General features: G+C 58.7%; 17 protein-coding genes. 7 read left to right on the forward strand and 10 right to left on the reverse strand.

What is annotated here, in order from left to right:
• Window positions 1-10: 10 nt before the first annotated feature.
• The 3 genes from AC2FIB_RS10855 to AC2FIB_RS10865 are packed head-to-tail and all read left to right on the forward strand — an operon-like array spanning window position 11 to window position 3,904.
• The gene (locus AC2FIB_RS10855) at window positions 11-1,222 is read left to right on the forward strand and encodes an acetyl-CoA C-acetyltransferase (RefSeq protein WP_282119941.1); all 1,212 of its coding nucleotides are present in this window, start codon (window positions 11-13) and stop codon (window positions 1,220-1,222) included.
• The gene (locus AC2FIB_RS10860) at window positions 1,222-1,710 is read left to right on the forward strand and encodes a cupin domain-containing protein (protein ID WP_170560902.1); all 489 of its coding nucleotides are present in this window, start codon (window positions 1,222-1,224) and stop codon (window positions 1,708-1,710) included. The genes AC2FIB_RS10855 and AC2FIB_RS10860 overlap by 1 nt, the downstream gene beginning before the upstream one ends.
• On the forward strand, window positions 1,703-3,904 hold the full coding sequence (locus tag AC2FIB_RS10865; protein ID WP_496842027.1) for a 3-hydroxyacyl-CoA dehydrogenase NAD-binding domain-containing protein: 2,202 nt from the start codon (window positions 1,703-1,705) through the stop codon (window positions 3,902-3,904). The genes AC2FIB_RS10860 and AC2FIB_RS10865 overlap by 8 nt, the downstream gene beginning before the upstream one ends.
• A 62-nt stretch (window positions 3,905-3,966) precedes the next feature.
• Here the strand turns inward: AC2FIB_RS10865 and AC2FIB_RS10870 are convergent, their stop codons facing one another.
• Window positions 3,967-4,725 (reverse strand): Hint domain-containing protein, encoded by a 759-nt coding sequence (locus tag AC2FIB_RS10870; RefSeq protein ID WP_496736246.1) that lies wholly within the window; start codon window positions 4,723-4,725, stop codon window positions 3,967-3,969.
• A gap of 322 nt (window positions 4,726-5,047) precedes the next feature.
• Window positions 5,048-5,983: a DMT family transporter gene (locus AC2FIB_RS10875; protein ID WP_496736245.1), complete on the reverse strand. Its 936-nt coding sequence runs from the start codon at window positions 5,981-5,983 to the stop codon at window positions 5,048-5,050.
• 153 nt (window positions 5,984-6,136) lie between these two features.
• Here AC2FIB_RS10875 and AC2FIB_RS10880 point away from each other — a divergent pair, with 153 nt between their 5' ends.
• Complete coding sequence (locus AC2FIB_RS10880; protein ID WP_496736243.1) at window positions 6,137-7,150, forward strand: hypothetical protein; 1,014 nt, start codon at window positions 6,137-6,139, stop codon at window positions 7,148-7,150.
• A 5-nt stretch (window positions 7,151-7,155) separates the two neighbouring features.
• Here AC2FIB_RS10880 and upp read toward each other — a convergent pair whose 3' ends face one another.
• From upp to AC2FIB_RS10915, 7 genes are all read right to left on the reverse strand, one after another.
• Window positions 7,156-7,788: a uracil phosphoribosyltransferase gene (gene upp / locus AC2FIB_RS10885; RefSeq protein WP_496736242.1), complete on the reverse strand. Its 633-nt coding sequence runs from the start codon at window positions 7,786-7,788 to the stop codon at window positions 7,156-7,158.
• Window positions 7,785-8,771 carry an adenosine deaminase gene (locus AC2FIB_RS10890; RefSeq protein ID WP_496736240.1) on the reverse strand — a complete coding sequence of 329 codons (987 nt, stop codon included), beginning with the start codon at window positions 8,769-8,771 and terminating at the stop codon, window positions 7,785-7,787. The genes upp and AC2FIB_RS10890 overlap by 4 nt, the downstream gene beginning before the upstream one ends.
• On the reverse strand, window positions 8,768-9,979 hold the full coding sequence (locus tag AC2FIB_RS10895; protein ID WP_496736238.1) for a phosphopentomutase: 1,212 nt from the start codon (window positions 9,977-9,979) through the stop codon (window positions 8,768-8,770). Before AC2FIB_RS10895 ends, AC2FIB_RS10890 begins: the two co-directional genes overlap by 4 nt.
• Window positions 9,976-11,283, reverse strand: a complete 1,308-nt coding sequence (locus AC2FIB_RS10900; RefSeq protein WP_496736237.1) for a thymidine phosphorylase — start codon at window positions 11,281-11,283, stop codon at window positions 9,976-9,978. Before AC2FIB_RS10900 ends, AC2FIB_RS10895 begins: the two co-directional genes overlap by 4 nt.
• A gap of 4 nt (window positions 11,284-11,287) precedes the next feature.
• Entirely contained in the window at window positions 11,288-11,680 is a 393-nt protein-coding gene (locus AC2FIB_RS10905) for a cytidine deaminase (RefSeq protein WP_496736235.1), read from the reverse strand.
• 103 nt (window positions 11,681-11,783) lie between these two features.
• Entirely contained in the window at window positions 11,784-12,887 is a 1,104-nt protein-coding gene (locus AC2FIB_RS10910) for a cupin domain-containing protein (RefSeq protein WP_496842029.1), read from the reverse strand.
• Window positions 12,850-13,554, reverse strand: coding sequence for a hypothetical protein (locus tag AC2FIB_RS10915; protein WP_496842031.1), 705 nt, complete (start codon window positions 13,552-13,554; stop codon window positions 12,850-12,852). Before AC2FIB_RS10915 ends, AC2FIB_RS10910 begins: the two co-directional genes overlap by 38 nt.
• Before the next feature lie 185 nt (window positions 13,555-13,739).
• Here AC2FIB_RS10915 and AC2FIB_RS10920 point away from each other — a divergent pair, with 185 nt between their 5' ends.
• From AC2FIB_RS10920 to AC2FIB_RS10930, 3 genes are all read left to right on the forward strand, one after another.
• The gene (locus AC2FIB_RS10920) at window positions 13,740-16,013 is read left to right on the forward strand and encodes an NADP-dependent malic enzyme (protein ID WP_496842032.1); all 2,274 of its coding nucleotides are present in this window, start codon (window positions 13,740-13,742) and stop codon (window positions 16,011-16,013) included.
• Between the two features lie 274 nt (window positions 16,014-16,287).
• Window positions 16,288-18,177: a propionate-CoA ligase PrpE gene (gene prpE / locus AC2FIB_RS10925; RefSeq protein WP_496736231.1), complete on the forward strand. Its 1,890-nt coding sequence runs from the start codon at window positions 16,288-16,290 to the stop codon at window positions 18,175-18,177.
• Window positions 18,178-18,271: 94 nt separating this feature from the next.
• Window positions 18,272-19,705, forward strand: coding sequence for an amidase family protein (locus AC2FIB_RS10930; protein WP_496842033.1), 1,434 nt, complete (start codon window positions 18,272-18,274; stop codon window positions 19,703-19,705).
• 258 nt (window positions 19,706-19,963) lie between these two features.
• Here AC2FIB_RS10930 and AC2FIB_RS10935 read toward each other — a convergent pair whose 3' ends face one another.
• Window positions 19,964-20,725: an NAD kinase gene (locus AC2FIB_RS10935; RefSeq protein WP_496736228.1), complete on the reverse strand. Its 762-nt coding sequence runs from the start codon at window positions 20,723-20,725 to the stop codon at window positions 19,964-19,966.
• Window positions 20,726-20,783 lie beyond the last annotated feature (58 nt).

The following is a 20,783-nucleotide window of genomic DNA, read 5'->3' on the forward strand; positions in this document are numbered from 1 at the left end:
GAGAGACCCCATGACCGAAGCTTATATTTATGACGCCCTGCGCACACCGCGCGGCAAGGGCCGCAAGGATGGCAGCCTGCACGAGGTAACCTCGGTACGCCTGTCCGCCCTGACCCTGAATGCGATGAAAGAGCGCAACAATCTGGAAGGCCACGCCGTTGAGGACGTGATCTGGGGCAACGTCACGCAGGTGATGGAACAAGGCGGCTGTCTGGCACGCTCGGCTGTTCTGGCCTCGGATCTTGACCAGTCGATCCCCGGTCTGGCGATCAACCGTTTCTGTGCGTCCGGCATGGAAGCTGTGAACCTGGCGGCAAACCAGGTCAAGGGCGGCGCTGGCCAAGCGTACATCGCAGGTGGCGTGGAAATGATGGGACGCGTTGCCATGGGCAGCGACGGCGCAGCGATTGCTGTTGATCCCTCGCTGGCGATGGACACCTATTTCGTGCCACAGGGAATCTCGGCCGATATCATCGCGACCGAATATGGCTTTAGCCGTGATGACGCAGACGCGTTGGCGATGGAATCGCAACGCCGAGCCGCGGAAGCATGGGCAGACAACCGCTTTGAGAAATCGGTTATCACCATCAAGGACCAGAACGGCCTGACCATTCTTGACCGCGACGAATACATGCGCCCCGGCACTGACATGCAAAGCCTTGGCGGCCTGAACCCGGCCTTCCAGATGATGGGCGAACAGATGCCCGGCTTTGATAAGGTGGCGATGCTGAAATACCCGCATCTGGAAAAGATCAACCACATCCACCACGCGGGCAACAGCTCGGGCATCGTGGACGGTGCTGCCGCGGTTCTGATTGGCAACAAGGAATTCGGCGAGAAGTACGGCCTCAAGCCACGTGCCCGCATCAAAGCGACGGCCAAGGTTGGCACCGACCCGACCATCATGCTGACTGGCCCGGTACCGGTGACCGAGAAGATTCTGGCCGACAACGGAATGAAAATCAGCGATCTGGACCTGTTCGAAGTGAACGAAGCTTTTGCCTCAGTCGTTCTGCGGTTCCAGCAGGCGTTTGATGTCGACCCCGGTTTGGTCAACGTCAACGGCGGTTCGATCGCCATGGGCCACCCGCTGGGCGCAACCGGTGCGATGATCATCGGCACTCTGCTGGATGAACTGGAGCGTCAGGACAAGGAAACCGGTCTGGCCACGCTCTGCATTGCATCCGGCATGGGTGCAGCGACGATCATCGAGCGCGTCTGATGCCCAAGCTGGATCTCTCTCAGATCCCGTTTCAGGGTGGCTCGGCCTATCCCGGCAAACTGGCCGAGGCGACCGCAGGTCGTTTCGTCCAGCGTGTGGGCGATGCAGGCGGGCTGTCCCAATACGGGGTCAACATCGTACGGTTGGAACCGCAAGGCATGTCTTCGCTGCGCCATTACCACATGGAGCAGGACGAATTTGCCATCATGCTCAGCGGCACCTGCGTGCTGATCGATGACGATGGTGAGCATGAGATGCAGCCCGGCGATTGCGCCGCTTGGCCCGCAGGTGAGGCCAATGGCCACCACCTTGTGAACAAAACCGATGCGCCCGCGACCTTTCTGGTAGTGGGCACACGGACCCCGACCGAGACCGGCTATTACAGCGACATAGACATGATGGTGAAGGATGACGAGAACGGATTCGCCTTCACCCGCAAGGATGGCAGCCCGCTGACGGCTGACCAGATTGGAGATGACAATGACTGATTTCACTCTGAGCAAAGACGCAGACGGCGTCGCCATTATTACCTGGGACGTGCCCGGGAAAACCATGAACGTGATGTCCTTTGACGGGCTGGCGCAACTGAGCGATCTGGTCGATCAGGCGTTGGCTGATGACGACGTCAAAGGGATCGTTATCACATCCGGTAAAGAAGGCTCCTTTGCAGGCGGCATGGACCTGAACCTGCTGGCCGTGATGAAGGAACAGGCGGGCGACAACCCGGCAAAAGGCTTGTTCGAGGGCACGATGCAGATGCACGCCCTGCTGCGCAAGATTGAACTGGCGGGCATGGACCCCAAGACCAAGAAGGGCGGCAAGCCGATTGCTACCGTTCTGCCCGGCACTGCCGCAGGCATTGGCATGGAGCTGCCGCTGTCTACGCATCGCATTTTTGCGGCCGAAAACCCCAAGGCCAAATATGGCCTGCCCGAGATCATGGTCGGCATCTTCCCCGGCGCGGGCGGCACCACCCGGATGGTCCGCAAGGTTGGCGCGATTGCCGCGGCACCGCTGCTGCTGGAAGGAAAAATGCTGGACGTCAAGAAAGCCAAGGGCGCGGGTTATATTGACGAGATCGCAGCCGAGCCAATGGCCGCAGCCAAGGAATGGGTGCTGAACGCCAAGGACGCGGATATCGTCAAACCCTGGGATGCGAAGGGCTATAAGATGCCCGGCGGTGCCCCCTACCACCCTGCTGGTTTCATGAACTTTGTCGGCGCGTCGGCGATGGTGAACGGCAAAACTCAAGGCGCCTTCCCTGCGGCCAAGGCTCTGCTGAGCGCCGTCTACGAGGGTGCTCTGGTCGATTTCGACACCGCGCTGAAGATTGAAGCGCGCTGGTTTACGTCTGTTCTGATGAACCCGTCTTCGGGCGCAATGATCCGTTCGTTGTTCCTGAACAAGGAAGCGCTGGAAAAAGGTGCCGTTCGCCCCGCGGGCGTACCCGATCAGCGGGTCAAGAAGATCGGTGTTCTGGGCGCAGGCATGATGGGTGCCGGTATCGCGCTGGTCTCAGCTCAGGCCGGTATGGAAGTGGTTCTGATCGACCGTGACCAAGAGGCCGCGGATAAAGGCAAGGCCTACACCGAGAGCTACCTGGACAAGGGTATGAAGCGCGGCAAGGTCACCGCTGAAAAGAAAGAGGCCATGCTGGGTCGCATCACTGCGACGCCGGATCTGGACAACCTCAAGGGCTGCGACCTGATCATCGAAGCCGTGTTTGAAGACGTCGGCGTAAAGGCCGAGATGACCAAGAAGGTCGAGGCGATCATCCCTGAGGATTGCATCTTTGCCTCGAACACCTCGACCCTGCCGATCTCCGATCTGGCCAAGGCGAGCGTGCGCCCAGATCAGTTCATCGGGATTCACTTCTTCTCACCGGTCGAGAAGATGTTCCTGGTCGAGATCATCAAGGGCAAGGAAACCGGTGATCGCGCGGTGGCCAAGGCGCTGGATTACGTGCGCCAGATCCGCAAGACGCCCATCGTGGTCAACGATGCGCGCTTCTTCTATGCCAACCGCTGCATCATTCCTTACATCAACGAAGGTCTGCGGATGATCACCGAGGGCGTCAGCCCCGTGCTGATCGACAACGCCGCGCGTCAGCTGGGCTTCCCCGTTGGGCCGATCCAGTTGAACGACGAGACCTCGATTGATCTGGGTGCCAAGATTGCGCGGGCGACCAAGGCCGCGATGGGCAATGCCTATCCCGAAAGTCCGGGTGACGATCTGATCTTCTGGATGGAAGAACAGGGGCGTCTGGGCCGCAAGGCGAACGCGGGCTTTTTCGACTATGATGAAAAGGGCAAGCGCACCGAATATTGGAAGGGTCTGGCCGACAAATACCCGCATGCCGAAGATCAGCCCGACCTTATTGAGGTGCAGGAACGTCTGATGTTCGCTCAGGTACTGGAAGCGGTCCGCGCGTTGGAAGAAGGTGTTCTGGAAGACATCCGCGAAGGCGACGTAGGTGCGATCCTTGGCTGGGGCTTTGCGCCATGGTCGGGTGGTCCGCTCAGCTGGCTGGACATCATCGGCACGCCCTACGCCGCCGAGCGTTGCGACCAGTTGACGGCACAGTATGGCGAACGTTTCGCCTGCCCGCCGCTGCTGCGTGAGATGGCTGAGAAAGGCCAAAGCTTCTATGGTCGCTTTGACCCCGAAGCAAAAGCTGCCTAAAAAATTGACGCTGGTGCGGGTTACCGCGCCAGCGTCATTTTTAATCAATAGCTTTAAAAAAATTAGAATATCGGAGCAGGCCGCCCCGGCCGCCCAGGACGTCGCGCACCCATGACTGGCCGCGCCGGAAATATCGGGTTCTGCATGATCGGAGCCGGTAATGCGCCCAGTGAATTCGCAAGAACAGCAATGTCCCTGCTATGCGCGACCATGTCGATCAGGTCTTCGGTCCGATCAGCATCGACCACCTTGTATGAGGCGTTCGCGGGCCGGCTGTTCGACCCAAAGCGGCCCGCAGGGCAAAAGGCGCGCAAACCACCCTCGATATAGATCACTTCGTCTTGCTCAAAGAACAACGAACAAACCTCAAACAGCAATGAGGGCGCGCTGGACGAAAGTCGAAACGTTCCACTGAGAACCCGCGCAGGCACCACAGGCATGCTGATCGGCAGCGTGATCGGACCCTGGCTCAGCTTGGTGTTGTCCAACGCCACGCCCTGCTCTGGCATCAACCAGACCGGATCGCCGTTATACAAAGTGTTCGATGGCACACGGACAGGTAAGTTTTCCGACCTGGACTCGCTGGCAGCGATTGCTATGCAATCCGTCGCAACCCGCGAGACTGCCCTGAACCCGTTGTCCATCGTGCGGATCAGATCGCCTGCTTGCAGTCCTTCAACAGGCTGCCAACCGCGATCCGTCGCAATCTTAGTTCCGTGGACAAAACCACCCCGACGCGCGTTCAGCGAAATCGCAGGATTGTCCTGCACTTCCCGGTTCGGAACGGCGTCATAACTCAAAACACTCTGTACATTTAACACGTGTCGCACCCATTTCTGACACAAAAACAACTACTCATAACGACTAGCACGACTTAACCATGGGCGACTTAATTCAGACACATTGCCGCCCAATTTGCGCTCTTAAAGCCGTGAAAAACAACAATTCTTTGAACAACACTGCGCAATTGGTAAAAATTGGCAGGTTTTTGGAAACTATAATTAACACCAGCGGTCATCCGTGCCGCCGAATCTGTCTGAGCCCGTCGGCTGAAATCGCGCGGGTCATGTGACACCCATCGGTATCCGGTCTGAATGATCCCCGCTTGCCCACCCAAAACAAATGGCTGGCCTCAGGATACGGCTAAACCGGTTCTGGCCGGGCAGCCTCGCGCCCTGCACGCCATCCCAACAGGGCACCAGCGATTGCAATCAAACCAATCCCAGCAATCTGCATCGGCCCGATTGCCTGCCCGAAGGCCGCAAAAGCAAAGAGCGGACCAAAGATCATGACCGAGTACTCAAAGACCGCGACATAGGACGGCTCGCCCACCTGATAGGCCTTGATCAACATGAAGACGGCAATCGTGGAACCAACCGCCTGTATTGCGATCCACGGCAATGCAGGTTGCATCTGCCAGACCCAACCCCGCGCGGCGAAGCCGTCGGGACCATCCGGCGCGGCCACCGGAAACAGCTCAAGTACCAGAAGGCCAATCGCCCCGGCCGATCCCAGCGTGATGATCATCGCAGCCAGCAGCGCCACGGTGCTTTCATCGGAACAATGGCTGCGCGTGATAACGGCACTCAGCGCGTAGAACAGACCCCCGGCGACCGGCAACAGGCTGCGAGTATCGAAATCGTAGGGGTCAAGCTGCAGCGCGCACAGAATTCCCGCAAACCCCAGTAGAACCGCAACAATACGCCAAGGGCCAATCCGCTGCTTCATTGCCAGGGCCGAGATCAAAAGGACAAAAATCGGCGATGTGAACAACCCGGCCAGCGCCTGCGCAATCGGCATGACCGCAAGCGATGCGAAATAGAACAACATGGCCAGGGTGATCAGTACGCTGCGCAGAATCACCGGGCCAAATCGTTTCGGGCGCATACTGCCCAGCCCCAATAGCGATAGACCGAAGATCAGCGGCAACATTAGCAAAGCGCGGCTCAGGTGGAATTGCCACAGGCCAACCGTTTCCGCCAACAGGATCACCACATTGTCGATCACCCCGATGATCGCCATGGCGCTGATCATCAGCACCGATGCCAGTATCGGTGAGGTCTGAGTGTCCGCCTGCATCTTTCGCCTCGGTAAAATGGTGGGGCACGACAGGACAACCCTGCACGTGTCGTTGTATCCAGCACATTTATCGCAGATGGCGCAACTGGTTTGCGCCCTTTGAATTTACCATGTTAAGCTGGGGCAAAATAATAACGAGCAAACCTCACCTTGATGACGGCTCTGAAACAGTACCAACGGATCGAAGCCACCGGTCTGTGGCGCCCCTCGCCCGACGTGCAGCGGCGCGAGGTTGTGGTGTCGATTGGCGAAGCAACGCTGACGATTTCTGATTTCAACGATCGGGCATTGACGCATTGGTCATTGGCTGCGCTGGAGCGACAGAACCCAGGACTTTATCCCGCAATCTTCAACCCGGACGGAGACCCCGACGAAACGCTGGAGCTGGAGGAAACCGAGACGACGATGATCGCGGCGATCGACCGTTTGCAAAAGGCTATTGATCGGTCGCGCCCGCATCCCGGACGGTTGCGCTGGCTTAGTGTTGCGGGTGTGGTTGCTACAGTTGCCGCGCTATTGCTGCTTTGGGTTCCGGCCGCGCTGCAAAACCACGTCGTTTCTGTTGTCCCCGAGATCAAGCGATACGATATCGGAGATGCGATCCTGCACCGGATTGAACGGGTTTCGGGTGTTTCGTGCACCTCAGAGGATGCGCAGGCTGCGTTGGACCAACTGGCAGCCCGAACCGGAGTGCGAGAGGTCGTTATTCTGCCCGCCGGGGTGCAAACAAGCCTCGGCCTGCCTGGTGGGATCATTCTGTTGAACCGCTCATTGGTTGAAGATCACGAGGACCCATCCATCGCCGCCGGCTACATCATCGCCGAACGCGCGCGGGCCGCCGCACAGGATCCCTTGGACGAGGTACTGGACCGAACTGGCCCAACCACGGCATTCCGCCTGCTAACAACCGGAGAGCTGACGCCGGAGATCGTTGACGCCTATACCGAACAGGTCCTGTCAGACCCGCGCCCAACTGTGTCCGATCAAGCTTTGCTAGAAGTATTCGCCCAGGCAGCGCTGCCTTCAACGCCATATGCCTATGCTGTGGATGTCACGGGGGAAGACACTCTGGGCTTGATCGAGGCTGACCCGATGGCCGGGCGTCCCTTGCCGCAAGTGCTGCCGGACCGCGATTGGGTCCGACTGCAGAATATCTGTGGCGAGTAAGCCGGTTACTTGGTGCCGAACATCCGGTCGCCGGCATCGCCCAACCCAGGCATGATATACCCTTTTGAGTTCAACTCGCGATCCAGCGACGCCGTGACGATGTTCACGTCAGGATGCGCCTCTTTCATGCGGGCGACGCCTTCGGGCGCGGCCAACAGGCAGAGGAAACGGATATCGGTCGCCCCGGCTTCTTTCAGCAAATCAATCGCTGCGGTCGAGCTGTTGCCGGTGGCCAGCATTGGGTCAACGGCAATGACAAGACGGTCTTTTAAGCCTTCGGGCGCTTTGAAGTAATACTGAACCGGTTTCAGCGTTTCTTCGTCGCGATACAACCCGACAAACCCGACACGGGCCGAGGGGACCAGTTCCAGCACCCCGTCCAGCATCCCATTTCCCGCCCGCAGGATCGACACCAAGGCCAGCTTTTTACCGGCCAGAATGGGGGCGTCCATTTCCTCCATTGGGGTTTCGATGTGCCGGGTGGTCAGCTTCAGTTCACGCGTGACCTCATAGGCCAGCAGCAGGGTGATTTCGCGCAGCAGCTGTCGGAAAACAGCGGTCGAGGTGCCCTTGTCCCGCATGAGCGTCAGTTTGTGCTGCACCAGCGGGTGGTCAACGACGGTCAGGTGTTCGCTCATGTTCTCTCCAGTCTTTTCTTGACCCGTTCGCGGGTGTCATCATCGCAGAAAGCCGCATTCAGGGCTGTGTCGTTCAGGGCCGCAAAATCCTCGGCGTCCCAGCCAAAGGCCTGATGCAGCATCTCATATTCGCGCCGCATGGTGGTATGGAAAAACGGCGGATCGTCGGTGGAAACTGTGACGTTCACGCCCTGATCGCGCAACCGGGCAATAGGATGTTCCGCAAAATCGGGGAACAGGCCCAGAACCACGTTGGAACCGGGGCAGACTTCAAGTGTGACTTCGCGGTCGACAAGTTCCCGGATCAGATCGTCGTCCTCGATGGCCCGCACGCCGTGGCCGACCCGTTCGACACCGAGGTCCCGAACAGCATCGCGTACGCTTTCGGGCCCGCCGAACTCTCCGGCATGGGTGGTCAGGCGCAACCCAGCTTCGCGGGCGCATTCAAAGGCCCATTTGTAATCGCCCTGCGTCCCGACGCCCTCATTACCGCCCATGCCAAACCCGGTGATCCAGTCACCGGCGGTTTCTGCTGCGCAATAGGCGCTTTGTTTCGCCTGTTCGGGTCCGAAATGCCGGACGCACGTGACAACGCCGCGCAAGGTGATATCGAACTTGCGCTCAGCCTCGTCCGCCGCGTCCTGAATGGCGTTCAGATAGTCACGCCAGGCGTGCACATCCCCGCCGCCGCAGAAATCAGGGCTGAGGAAAGTTTCTGAATAGACCACCCCATTCGCCGCACTTTCCTCCAGAATGGCCAAGGTCAGGCGACGGAAATCCTCGGGTGATTTAAGCACCTCGCAGGCGGCCTCGTAGACACTGAGAAAGTGGGCGAAGTCGCGGAAGTCATAACTTCCGTCTGATTTAAAGATACCGCTCAGGTCTATGCGTTTTTCATGCGCAAGTTGACGGATGAATTCAGGCGGTGCTGCCCCTTCATGGTGCAGGTGTAACTCGATTTTGGGTAGGTCTGCGACGGTCATAGAAAACTCTTCCCCAGCCCTTGGGCCGGAATGTTCAGATGGTGGGCGATACTTGCAGCGACATCGGCGAAATCGACTGCCCCGATTTGGCCCGTGCCCTGCCCCGCGATCAGAACGGGCACCTGTTCGCGCGTGTGGTCGGTTCCGATCCAACTGGGGTCATTGCCGTGATCGGCGGTCAAAAGCATGAGATCGCCCGGGCGCAGCTTATTCAGGATCTTTCCAATTTCACGGTCGAACCATTCTAGCGCGCGTGCATAGCCGCTGATATCGCGGCGGTGGCCATACAGGCTGTCGAATTCAACAAAATTGGCGAAGGTCAGGCTGCCTTCTTCGGCCTGATCGACCAAATCGGACAAGTGGCCCATCAACTCGGCATCCGACCCTTTGCGTAGCGTGTCGATCCCCTGCATCGAGAAGATGTCACCGATCTTGCCCACCGCATGGACGCGGCGTCCTGCATCCTGCACCCAATTGGTCAAAACCGGCGCCGGCGGCAGAATGGCAAAATCCTTTCGGTTGGTGGTGCGGGTAAAGCCCTGATCGGGTGAGCCTGTGAAAGGTCGCGCGATGACGCGACCCACTTTCATCTCATGCAACCGCGGGGCAAGCGCCTTGCACATGTCCAGCAGGCGGTCGAGGCCAAAGCTCTCTTCATGTGCCGCGATCTGGAAAACGCTGTCAGCGGAGGTGTAGCAGATCGGCCGACCCGTCCGCATATGCTCGGCCCCTAGTTCGGCGATAATGGTCGTGCCCGAGGCGTGACAATCACCCAGAATACCGTCTGTTCCAGCCGCCTGGGCCGCAGCCTGGCTTAAGTCGGCGGGGAAGGTTGGCGTGGTATCCGGGAAATAATGCCAATCCCACGGCACCGGCAGACCGGCCAGCTCCCAGTGGCCAGAAGGCGTATCCTTGCCCAGTGAATGCTCTCTCGCGCACCCCCAGCGCCCAGACGGATCGACCTCCAACCCCGGCGTTTCCGACCCCGATGCCAACCGCGTTGCGGCCCCCAGTCCCAGCGCATCCAAGTTTGGCAGGTACAGTGGACCTGAGCGCCCGTCATCAGCCCGCCCTTCGGCGCAGGCCTGTGAAATATGGGCCAGTGTGTTTGCACCCGTGTCCGACACATTGCCATTAAAGAACCGATCAGCATCCGGCGCGCCGCCGATGCCAACCGAGTCCATCACCACAAGAAACGCGCGGGTCACGGCGTAATCCTTTCGTGGACAAGAGTGGGCTCTGCCGGGGCATCGGCACCTATCGTGATCGCGCTGAGAACGCTCTGGGCGGCCCGCCGCGCGGCATCCTCCCGCGAAGCGTGGATTACCGCCAAAGGCGCGCCCTTCTCGACTTTGTCGCCCAGCCGGACGATGTCAGACAGACCCACGGCCGGGTTGATGACGTCGTCTTCAACCTGCCGTCCGCCGCCCAGTGCAACAACTGTCAGGCCCAGCGCCTCACCGTTAATGGCAGTGATGTGTCCGTTCGTCGGTGCCGGAACCTCAAGGATCACGCTGGCCTCTGGCAAGTACCGGGACCAGTTTTCAACAAACTGCAGCGGCGCGCCCACGGCTGCCATCATACGCCCAAAGCGATCCGCCGCGCGACCGTCGCAGATGACATCCGTGATCTTGTCGCGCCCTTCATCAGCCGTTGCGAACATCCCGGCATCGGCCAGCAGAACCCCGCCCAACTCGGCCGAGATTTCGGCCAGCGGGGCATAGGGGTCTTGTGTCATGACCTTCATCACCTCGGCCACTTCCAACGCATTGCCCAGCGCAGGCGCCAAAGGTTGGTGCATATCGGTGATGACCGCCGAGGTCCGGCAACCTGCTGCATTCGCAGTTTCCGACAGGGCCTTTGCCAGTTTGCGCGCATCCTCCAGCGTCTTCATAAACGCGCCGCTGCCGACCTTGACGTCCAGCACCAAAGCCTCGGGGCTGGCAGCCAGTTTCTTGGACAGGATCGACGCTGTGATCAGGTCCAGGCTTTCAACGGTCGCCGTCACATCACGGATCGCATAAAGGCGTTTGTCTGCCGGGGCGATCTGCCCCGTGGCCCCGACAATGGCCGCGCCGGTATCCCGCAAAATCTGCGTCAGACGGTCCTGACCGATCTGGGTGCTGACACCGGGAATGGCCTCAAGCTTGTCCAGGGTACCGCCAGTATGACCCAGACCCCGCCCCGAGATCATGGGGACATAAGCCCCCATCTCAGCCAGTGCAGGGGCGAGCACGAGGCTTACGCTGTCTCCCACCCCACCGGTCGAGTGTTTGTCAATTACCGGGCCATCGAAATCCCAGCTGAGCACATCACCGCTGTCGCGCATGGCGATCGTCAGATCGGCGCGCCCTTTGGTGCCCAATCCGCCCATACAGACGGCCATGGCAAAAGCGCCCGCTTGAGCGTCGCTGACACCACCATCGGCCAAACCTTGCGCGAACCAGTTCAGCTCATCTCCGGTCGGCACCTCATTCCGGCGCAGTTTTGCAATGATCGAACGGGCGTCCATGGGGTCACACGTCCTCCATGTGCGAGGCGTCGAAAGCGCCCGGCAGCAATTGTCCAATCGTAGTTACAAACTCGGCTCCATCCATGGTCGCCAGCGTCACCTTGACGTCCCGCTTGCCAAATTCGGCCAGCTTTTGCCGGCAACCGCCACACGGCGGAACCGGTTGCGGGCTTGAGGCAACAATATAGACCTCGGACAGTTCCTGTTCGCCCGCAGCGACCATCGCGGCAATAGCTCCGGCCTCGGCACAGGTGCCCTCGGGATACGCCACATTTTCCACGTTACAGCCGGAATAGACCTCACCGCTGGCTGACCGGATTGCAGCCCCAACTTTGAAGTTGGAATAAGGCGCATAGGCTTTTTCCCGGACAGACAACGCTGCATCTTTCAAAGTCATGGCGATTCCCCATTTTTGATCAACTGGTCAGAAAATCACACCCTAAAGGAAACTGCCCGGGGAGTTGAACCCCCGAGTACAAGATTCCCAGGCAAATTCTCACCTAGCCCAGATCGGTATTGAAGACTCCTGGAAGGGTGACTTCAAGCAATTCGACATCATCGGAAGGTTCGGACAGTTTGGTGCGCATACCGGGCGGGATCACGAACGCATCCCCTTGTTCCAGACGGTAAGGGGCGCGCCCTTCACCTTCCAGAGTTACCTCACCCGTCATGACGAAGGTAAAATGGATATCCGTGTCATGCGTCGCCCAGACCGGTTCACCCTGCCCTTTTCGTACGACCTGGACGCCTGCAACACCCTTGGTATTCTCGGCAATCGTCGTGTCGCGACAGATATATCCTGGCAGGCGAAATGGTCCCCACTTTGAATTCTCGGCTTTGTTATAAACAAAACGCTGCCCTTGCCATTCGCGGTCCGGTCGGAAATTCGGCGTAGGCAGGTCCATTTCGTGGTCTATTTCGGTGACATGTTCGGCGGGAACACCGATTTCGATCACCTGAACATTATCGGAAGCTTCAAGAACGCGGTGGCGGATTTCTGGGGGTTGGATAAAGCAATCCCCGGCTGTCAGGCGCATTTTGTCGCCCTGATCCTCGTAAACGACATCGACCCAACCATGGATGCAGAAAATCAGTTGGAACCCGACCTTGTGGAAATGCACCATATCCGGCACCGGGCCGCCATCGGGGATACGGATATGGCTGGCGATGATCGACCCACCCAGCCGATCTGGCACCAGATCGCGGTAATGCATCCCCGCCCGCCCGATGATCCAGGGCGCCTGATCTTTGAGCCTGCGAACCACAAAGGAATGCACCGTTTCGGGCATCACCATCGGCGGGTTCAGTTCATCAATCTCAACCCGTGTACCATTTGGCGCGACCAGAGTCCGCTGTCCGCCCGCAAAACCGTCAGGATCGTCTGTCAGGATGCGGATCGTGCCTGCCGCTTCAGGCGCGTCCCTCTCAACCCGAAGGCGCAACCCGTGGCCTGAAAACACGGCAACACTCGGATCGTCAGCGGGATAGATCATATCCATCCTCATTCCGAGGGTCTTTGTGAAAAACGGGATATCGTCGCGCAGCTCGCTGGTGGGCAGTCGGATTTCAGCGCGCGTCTGGCTGTTGTTCAAGGTCGAGGTCATTCAGCGTCTCTTCGGCATCGGATTTTGGCCATCCGATCAGAACAGAGGCCAAAATGCCAATCGAAAAGAACATCTCAAGCGTTTCTTCCAGCACAAAGAGCCGCGCTGTCATAAGTGTGGACAGATCTGCCTGGTAAATTCCGGAAACTTCCTCGAGCAGCTGAGCGGTTACCGCCAGCAATCCCGCCAGCACGAAAATTACGAAAAAAGGCGCCCGTCGCTTTGCCGCCCGCCATGCCGTCGGGGCTCCGTGCCAAAGGGCACCTCCGATCACGATGACGGACAGAGCAATCCGGACCGACGTCATATCAAGGACACTGTCCAAACCGTTAAGGACCCAATATGGCAGGCTGCCGACTGGATAGATTTCCGCCTCAAGCTCTCTTTCCGCCAGCAACAGACAGACCAGCGCAATATAAAGACGGGTGACGCCGGGATAGCGCCAGAGCGCGGCCAGACCTGAGGCAAAAAGCGCTGCGGCCGAGATCGTTTCGAACAATCCCCCCTCTTCGTTCAGAGCAAGGGCTTGAACCGGCCAGATACTGACGGCGGCAAGGATAAGGATGGCGATCAGCAAAACCGATACGTAAGCGGCGCGATCCGGACCAACCACAACTTCTTCCGCCGGGAAGGCAATCCCGGCCTGAATTTCGTCTTTATAGCTCATTTATGGCTTTCAGTGCTCGACAGGTCTAAGTTGGCTCCAAAGTTGCCCGAATGTAAAAGCAATGCGACGCTTTTCAACGGGATGTCGGTGAACTTTAGCAAAACTGTTGCAAAATGACGTAGCGTAGCCAAAGCCGGGGAAATAGTTTAACACTAAATCAAATTTTCTGAGGAGTTGAGTCGCCGATGTCGGACACACCCAGCCTGCGGCAGGCCGCGCTAGAATATCACGCCCATCCAAAGCCCGGTAAGCTTGAAATCAAAGCGACAAAACCGATGGCGAACGGCCGCGATCTGGCACGCGCCTATTCGCCCGGTGTGGCAGAGGCCAGCCTGGAAATCAAAGCGGATCCTGCCAACGCCGAGCTGTATACCGCACGCGGGAACCTGGTAGCGGTCGTCTCAAACGGGACAGCTGTTCTGGGGCTGGGAAACATCGGCGCGCTTGCCTCTAAACCTGTGATGGAAGGCAAGGCCGTCCTGTTCAAGAAATTCGCCGGGATCGATTGCTTTGACATCGAGCTCGATCAACCCGACCCCGAGAAACTGGCGGATATCGTTTGCGCATTGGAACCGACCTTTGGCGCGATCAACCTTGAAGACATCAAGGCGCCGGACTGTTTTATTGTCGAAAAGCTGTGCCGGGAACGGATGAACATCCCGGTCTTTCACGACGACCAGCACGGCACCGCGATTGTCGTGGGTGCCGCGGCCAAGAATGCGCTGCACGTCGCCGGTAAAAATTTTAAAGACGTCAAGGTTGTCTCAACCGGTGGCGGCGCGGCTGGAATTGCCTGCCTGATGATGCTGGTCAAACTGGGCGTCAAACGCGAGAATATCTGGCTGTGCGACATTCACGGGCTTGTCTATGAAGGCCGTGAAGAGGACATGAACCCGCACAAGGATCAATTCGCTCAAAAAACGGATTTGCGCACGCTGGACGATGTAATCGGCCATGCAGACCTGTTCCTTGGCCTTAGCGGGCCGAACGTTCTGAAGCCCGAGATGGTTGAGAAGATGGCCAAGCGCCCGATCATCTTCGCGCTGGCCAATCCAAGCCCGGAAATTTTGCCACAAGCCGCACGCGAAGTCGCGCCGGACGCGATCATTGCCACGGGCCGCAGCGACTTTCCCAATCAGGTCAACAACGTTCTGTGTTTCCCCTTCATCTTCCGGGGCGCGCTGGATGTGGGCGCGACCGAAATCAACGACGAAATGCAGATCGCCTGCGTGGACGGGATCGCCGAGATGGCACGCGCCACGACCAGCGCCGAGGCGGCTGCGGCCTATAAAGGTGAGCAACTGACTTTTGGCCCCGATTATCTGATCCCCAAACCCTTTGACCCGCGCCTTGTCGGCGTCGTGTCCTCGGCCGTTGCCAAAGCCGCGATGGAAAGCGGTGTGGCCAAGCGCCCGATCGACGACTTCGAGGCATACAAAGAACGGTTGAATCAGTCCGTCTTCAAGTCTGCCCTGCTGATGCGCCCGGTCTTTGAGGCCGCGGCCGTGGCCTCGCGCCGGATCGTATTTGCCGAGGGCGAGGACGAGCGTGTTCTGCGCGCAGCTCAGGCCATTCTCGAAGAAACAACCGAAACCCCAATCCTGATCGGCCGCCCCGAAGTGATCAATGCACGATGCGAGCGGTTGGGGCTGACGGTCCGTCCCGGCAAAGACTTCCAGATTGTGAACCCGCAAGACGACCCGCGATATTATGATTACTGGAACTCCTATCACGAGATTATGCAGCGCCGCGGTGTCACGCCGGACCTGGCAAAGGCGATCATGCGGACGAACAACACCGCCATTGCGGCCATCATGGTGCAACGTGGTGAGGCAGACAGCATGATCTGCGGCACCTTTGGCGAGTATCGTTGGCACCTGAACTACGTCGAACAGGTTCTGGGCGATGTCGATCTGCACCCGCATGGCGCACTGTCACTGATGATCCTCGAGGACGGACCGCTGTTCATTGCCGATACCCATGTTCGGCAGCTACCAACCCCAGAAGAGCTGGCCGAGTCGACCATTGGCGCCGCGCGTCATGTTCGGCGTTTCGGGATCGAGCCTAAAATCGCCTTCTGTTCTCAGTCGCAGTTTGGCAATCAGGCTGAAGGATCGGGCAAAAGGTTGCGGGCGGCACTGGATATCCTCGACGCCGAGCCGCGCGATTTCACATATGAAGGTGAAATGAATCTGGATCTGGCCCTCGACCCTGAACTGCGTTCGCGGATCTTCCCGAACTCACGCCTGAAAGGAACAGCAAACGTTCTGATCTTTGCCCATGCGGATGCGGCGAGCGGAGTGCGCAATATCCTGAAAATGAAGGCCGATGGCTTGGAGGTCGGCCCGATCCTGATGGGCATGGGCAACAAGGCGCATATCGTGACACCGTCGATCACAGCGCGCGGATTGCTGAATATGGCGGCGATCGCGGGTACACCCGTAGCGCATTACGGTTAATAAACCTGAGCACAGTATTCAGGGCGCCAGTATCGGCGCCCTGTTTGATTCACAGCAGGCAATAATTTGCACGCCAAAATATTCAACTTTGCAAAAGTGCATTATTGATCGCAAAAAGTCAGCAAAAAGGCGATGATTTGCAACAATTTGCAGGCCAGCCTGCGGATTCCTGCAAATTTTTTGCGATAAAGTGACGCTCCGTCACAGCGCTCGCTTGTGCGGTGCCCCCTGGCCACATAACACATTTCTCAAGGAGATTTAGGAGGAGTTCACTGTGGCATATCAGGACATTTACGAAGGTTGGAAATCGGATCCAGAGGCTTTTTGGATGAACGCTGCAAAGGCAATTGATTGGGTTCAACCGCCGACCAAAGCCCTGTTTGACGATAACGCCCCTTTGTATGAGTGGTTCAGCGATGCCAAAGTGAACACCTGCTGGAACGCGGTCGACCGGCATGTCGAAAATGGTCGCGGCGAACAGGCCGCAATCATCTATGACAGCCCGATCACGCACACCAAGCGCGAGATTTCATATGTCGAACTGCGCAATCGCGTGGCCAATCTGGCCGGGGCATTGCGTGCCAAGGGCGTCGAAAAGGGCGACCGTGTCATCATCTATATGCCAATGATCCCCGAAGCGCTGGAGGCCATGCTCGCCTGCGCCCGTCTGGGGGCCGTGCACTCGGTGGTGTTCGGCGGCTTTGCCAGCAATGAACTGGCTGTCCGGATCGACGACGCCAAGCCCAAGGCGATCATCGCCGCATCCTGCGGGATGGAACCAGGTCGCGTCGTGCATTACAAACCCCTGCTGGACGGGGCCATCGACATGGCTAACCACAAGCCCAAATTCTGTGTGGTCTTCCAGCGCGAGCAGGAAGTGGCGCAATTAATTGAAGGGCGCGACTACAACTGGCACGGCTTCCAGTACGGAGTCGAACCGGCCGAATGCGTTCCGGTCGATGGCAATGATCCGGCATACATCCTGTACACCTCGGGTACGACCGGCGCGCCCAAGGGCGTTGTGCGTCCGACCGCAGGCCATTTGGTGGCGCTGAACTGGACGATGAAAAATATCTACGATGTCGATCCGGGCGATGTGTTCTGGGCAGCGTCGGATGTGGGCTGGGTCGTAGGACACTCCTACATTTGTTATGCTCCGTTGATTCACGGCAACACGACGATTGTGTTTGAAGGCAAGCCCGTTGGCACGCCCGACGCAGGCACGTTCTGGCGGGTGATTTCCGAGCATAAGGTCAAAAGCTTTTTCACCGCCCCAACCGCCATCCGCGCCGTCAAACGCGAAGACCCCAAGGGCGAGATGTTGGCGAAGTATGACCTCTCCTGCCTGCGCGCGTTGTATCTGGCGGGCGAGCGGGCTGATCCAGATACGATCGAATGGGCGCAGGACGCGTTGAAAGTGCCGGTGATCGATCACTGGTGGCAGACCGAAACCGGCTGGCCCATCGCCGGCAACCCACTGGGGATCGAGGAACTGCCGGTCAAGCTGGGTTCACCCGCCAAACCGATGCCGGGCTATGACGTGCAGATATTGGACGAAGGTGGTCATCCGATGAAACCCGGTGAGCTGGGCGCAATTGCGGTCAAGCTTCCCCTGCCCCCCGGCACTCTCCCGACGCTTTGGAATGCCGAGGAACGATTCAAAAGTTCGTACCTGAACCAGTTCCCGGGATTTTACGAAACCGGCGACGCAGGCATGATTGATGAGGATGGCTATCTCTACATCATGGCGCGGACGGATGACGTGATCAACGTCGCTGGCCACCGCTTGTCGACCGGCGGAATGGAAGAGGTTCTGGCCGCCCACCCCGACGTTGCTGAATGTGCAGTGATTGGCGTGACGGACCAGTTGAAAGGTCAAATGCCGGTGGGCTTCCTCTGTCTGAACGCGGGCTGTGACCGCGACCATGGCGAGGTGGTTCAAGACGTCGTCAAACTGGTGCGCGAAAAAATTGGGCCGGTCGCTGCGTTCAAACTAGCCGTGGTGGTAGACCGCCTTCCCAAGACCCGCTCGGGCAAGATCCTGCGTGGAACGATGGTGTCGATTGCGGACGGCAAGGACTACAAGATGCCTGCCACCATTGATGACCCCGCCATTCTGGATGAAATCACTGACGCGTTGAAATCTATTGGCTACGCGCAATAACAGATCAGCGGGCGACGATCCGTCGCCCGCCGCCTGTCTTTCCCTTGCAACCTGAAACAAGCCCCCTACTGTCGTCCCAAGACAGCGAGGGCCCATGACACAAACCGATATCTGGCGTCTGAACGCCACCGACCTGACCGCCTTGACCCGCAGCGGTGAGTTGAGCGCGTTGGAGGTCACTCATAATGCAGTCGACCGAATGCATCAGGCCAACCCAGACCTGAACGCGGTGGTCGAAGACCTGAGCACCGAGGCGTTGGAGCGTGCGCGTGAACTGGATGCGGCCGTGGCAGGCGGTGCACCCGCGGGGCCGTTGCATGGCGTTCCCGTCACTATCAAAATTAACGTCGATCAAAAGGGGCACGCGACCTCAAACGGTGTGGTGGCCCTGAAAGACGTAATCGCACCCGACGACGCGCCTGTTGTGCGCAATCTGCAGAATGCCGGAGCCATCGTGATCGGACGGACGAACACGCCCGAATTCTCATTCCGCGCCGATACAGACAACCCACTGCATGGCCGGACACACAACCCTTGGGGCCGCCATATCTCGCCCGGCGGGTCCTCGGGCGGGGCCGGTGCAGGTGTGATGGCAGGGATCGGTGCGCTGGCGCATGGCAACGACATTGGCGGCAGTCTGCGGTTTCCCGCGGCGGCCAATGGCGCGGTCACAGTCAAACCAGGGCTGGGGCGCGTCCCCGCGTGGAACCCCAGCCAACAGGTCGAACGCGGAATTCTGGCACAATCCATGTCGGTCCAGGGGCTGATCACCCGCTCTGCCGCCGACTTGCATCTGTCCATGCCCAGCTTGGTCGCCGCCGACCCGCGCGATCCGTTTCACGTTTCAATGCCGTGGCGCGGGGAAGCCTTGGAAGGCCCCATAAAAGTGGCCTTCACCAAAAACACCTTCGGCTATGCGCTGCACCCCGAGGTCGACAAGGCGCTGGACACGGCCCGCGATGCGTTGGTCGACGCTGGCTATCTGGTGGAAGAGATCGACCCGCCGGATGTATTCGAGTGTGGTCGGTCAGGGTATCGCGCCTTGATGGGCGAAGTTCTGACTCTGATGCAAAGCGACATCAAGGCAGCAGGATCTGAAACCATCCGCGAAATCTTTGATGTCTATTTCCAAGAGTTCCCACCCATCGTGGACACCGACCTAATCCGGATGCTGGCCAAGCGCAGCCACTACGCCCGCGAGTGGTCACTGTTTATGGAAGACTATGCTTTGGTCTTGTCGCCCTTCCTGCCGCAACCATTCTTCAAGCCGGATCGGGACACCGAAGGTGCCGAAGGGGTGCACGAGGTTCTTGGCTGCGCCGTTTATTCCTATGCGATGAACTTCCTTGGCCTGCCCGCCGCTTGCGTTCCGTCCCGGCTGGCGGATTTGCCCAGCGGCCCGCAGCCGATCAATGTCCAGATCGCTGCCCGCCGCTGGCGCGAAGATATGGCCGTGGATGCCGCCGCTGCAATTGAGGCGCGCGTCGGTCAGATGTGCTTGCCGTTGTGGGAGAAGATGGGCACGTAGTGCGACCCAAAACGAAAATAAACCCCGGGTTTTTGTGCCCGGGGTCCGCTTACTAAAATAAGCCCAGATATCATTAACGAGCGTAGCACCACCTACCCTCGCCAGCGCGTAAACTGCGCTATCGTTCGAAAACGTCGTTTGGTGGCCACTCACTCCCACCGAGACGTGTTCTCCGGGCAAGATCAGATTAGCGGAAAGTTAATGAAGCTCATGTGAACTGCTTCACACAACTTCTAAAAAATTCGTAAGTCCCAAAATTTAGGTGAATTGCTCGGATATCAGGCGCTCTTCTAACCCATGCCCTGGGTCGAATAAAATGCGGTGCTGGATTGCAGGTTCAGAGCGGATCTCGACCCAGTCGATATCAGCGAAAGACACCGAATCTGCATCCGCCATGACCGGGCGCTTGTCCGCATCCAGCACATCAAAACGCACCTTGGCGATCTTGGGCAACAGCGCGCCGCGCCACCGGCGTGGCCTGAATGCAGCAATAGCCGTCAGAGCAAGAACATCTGATCCAATTGGCAGAATCGGGCCGTGAGCCGAGTAGTTGTAGGCGGTCGATCCGGCGGGCGTGGACAGCAGTGCACCATCGCAGACCAGCTCATCCATACGAACACGGCCATCGACGCTTATCCTGAGGCGCGCAGCCTGTGGTCCGGCGCGCAGCAGCGACACCTCGTTGATCGCCAGCGCCTCGTGCATCTTACCTGACTGATCCATCGCACGCATGGCCAGTGGGTTGATGACTTCTTCCTCGGCTTCGCTCAGACGGGCCATAAGGTCCCCTTCGTGGAATTCGTTCATCAGAAAGCCGATTGTGCCGCGATTCATGCCATAAACCGGTGTATCCAGGTGCTGCATGCTGTGCAGCGTATGGAGCATGAACCCGTCACCGCCCAGTGCAACGACCACATCGGCATCCCGCGGTGCCGCGTTTCCATAACGTTTCACCAGCACGTCGCGGGCTGTTTGGGCCACTTTGACGTCGCTGGCGAGGAAAGCGATTCTCTGGATCATTTGTTGCGGTTTCCGGTCTTGCACATTTGGTTCCGAAACAACCATACCTTTCCCCGAT

It is taken from the genome of Ruegeria sp. YTSA072, assembly GCF_059610285.1.

Excerpts from the sequence above, each read along its gene's own strand:
- AC2FIB_RS10855 (WP_282119941.1), top strand. The coding sequence starts at position 11 with ATGACCGAAGCTTATATTTATGACGCCCTGCGCACACCGCGCGGCAAG.
- AC2FIB_RS10860 (WP_170560902.1), top strand. The coding sequence starts at position 1,222 with ATGCCCAAGCTGGATCTCTCTCAGATCCCGTTTCAGGGTGGCTCGGCC.
- AC2FIB_RS10865 (WP_496842027.1), top strand. The coding sequence starts at position 1,703 with ATGACTGATTTCACTCTGAGCAAAGACGCAGACGGCGTCGCCATTATT.
- AC2FIB_RS10875 (WP_496736245.1), bottom strand. The coding sequence starts at position 5,983 with ATGCAGGCGGACACTCAGACCTCACCGATACTGGCATCGGTGCTGATG.
- AC2FIB_RS10880 (WP_496736243.1), top strand. The coding sequence starts at position 6,137 with ATGACGGCTCTGAAACAGTACCAACGGATCGAAGCCACCGGTCTGTGG.
- upp (WP_496736242.1), bottom strand. The coding sequence starts at position 7,788 with ATGAGCGAACACCTGACCGTCGTTGACCACCCGCTGGTGCAGCACAAA.
- AC2FIB_RS10890 (WP_496736240.1), bottom strand. The coding sequence starts at position 8,771 with ATGACCGTCGCAGACCTACCCAAAATCGAGTTACACCTGCACCATGAA.
- AC2FIB_RS10900 (WP_496736237.1), bottom strand. The coding sequence starts at position 11,283 with ATGGACGCCCGTTCGATCATTGCAAAACTGCGCCGGAATGAGGTGCCG.
- AC2FIB_RS10905 (WP_496736235.1), bottom strand. The coding sequence starts at position 11,680 with ATGACTTTGAAAGATGCAGCGTTGTCTGTCCGGGAAAAAGCCTATGCG.
- AC2FIB_RS10910 (WP_496842029.1), bottom strand. The coding sequence starts at position 12,887 with ATGACCTCGACCTTGAACAACAGCCAGACGCGCGCTGAAATCCGACTG.
- AC2FIB_RS10915 (WP_496842031.1), bottom strand. The coding sequence starts at position 13,554 with ATGAGCTATAAAGACGAAATTCAGGCCGGGATTGCCTTCCCGGCGGAA.
- AC2FIB_RS10920 (WP_496842032.1), top strand. The coding sequence starts at position 13,740 with ATGTCGGACACACCCAGCCTGCGGCAGGCCGCGCTAGAATATCACGCC.
- AC2FIB_RS10930 (WP_496842033.1), top strand. The coding sequence starts at position 18,272 with ATGACACAAACCGATATCTGGCGTCTGAACGCCACCGACCTGACCGCC.
- AC2FIB_RS10935 (WP_496736228.1), bottom strand. The coding sequence starts at position 20,725 with ATGATCCAGAGAATCGCTTTCCTCGCCAGCGACGTCAAAGTGGCCCAA.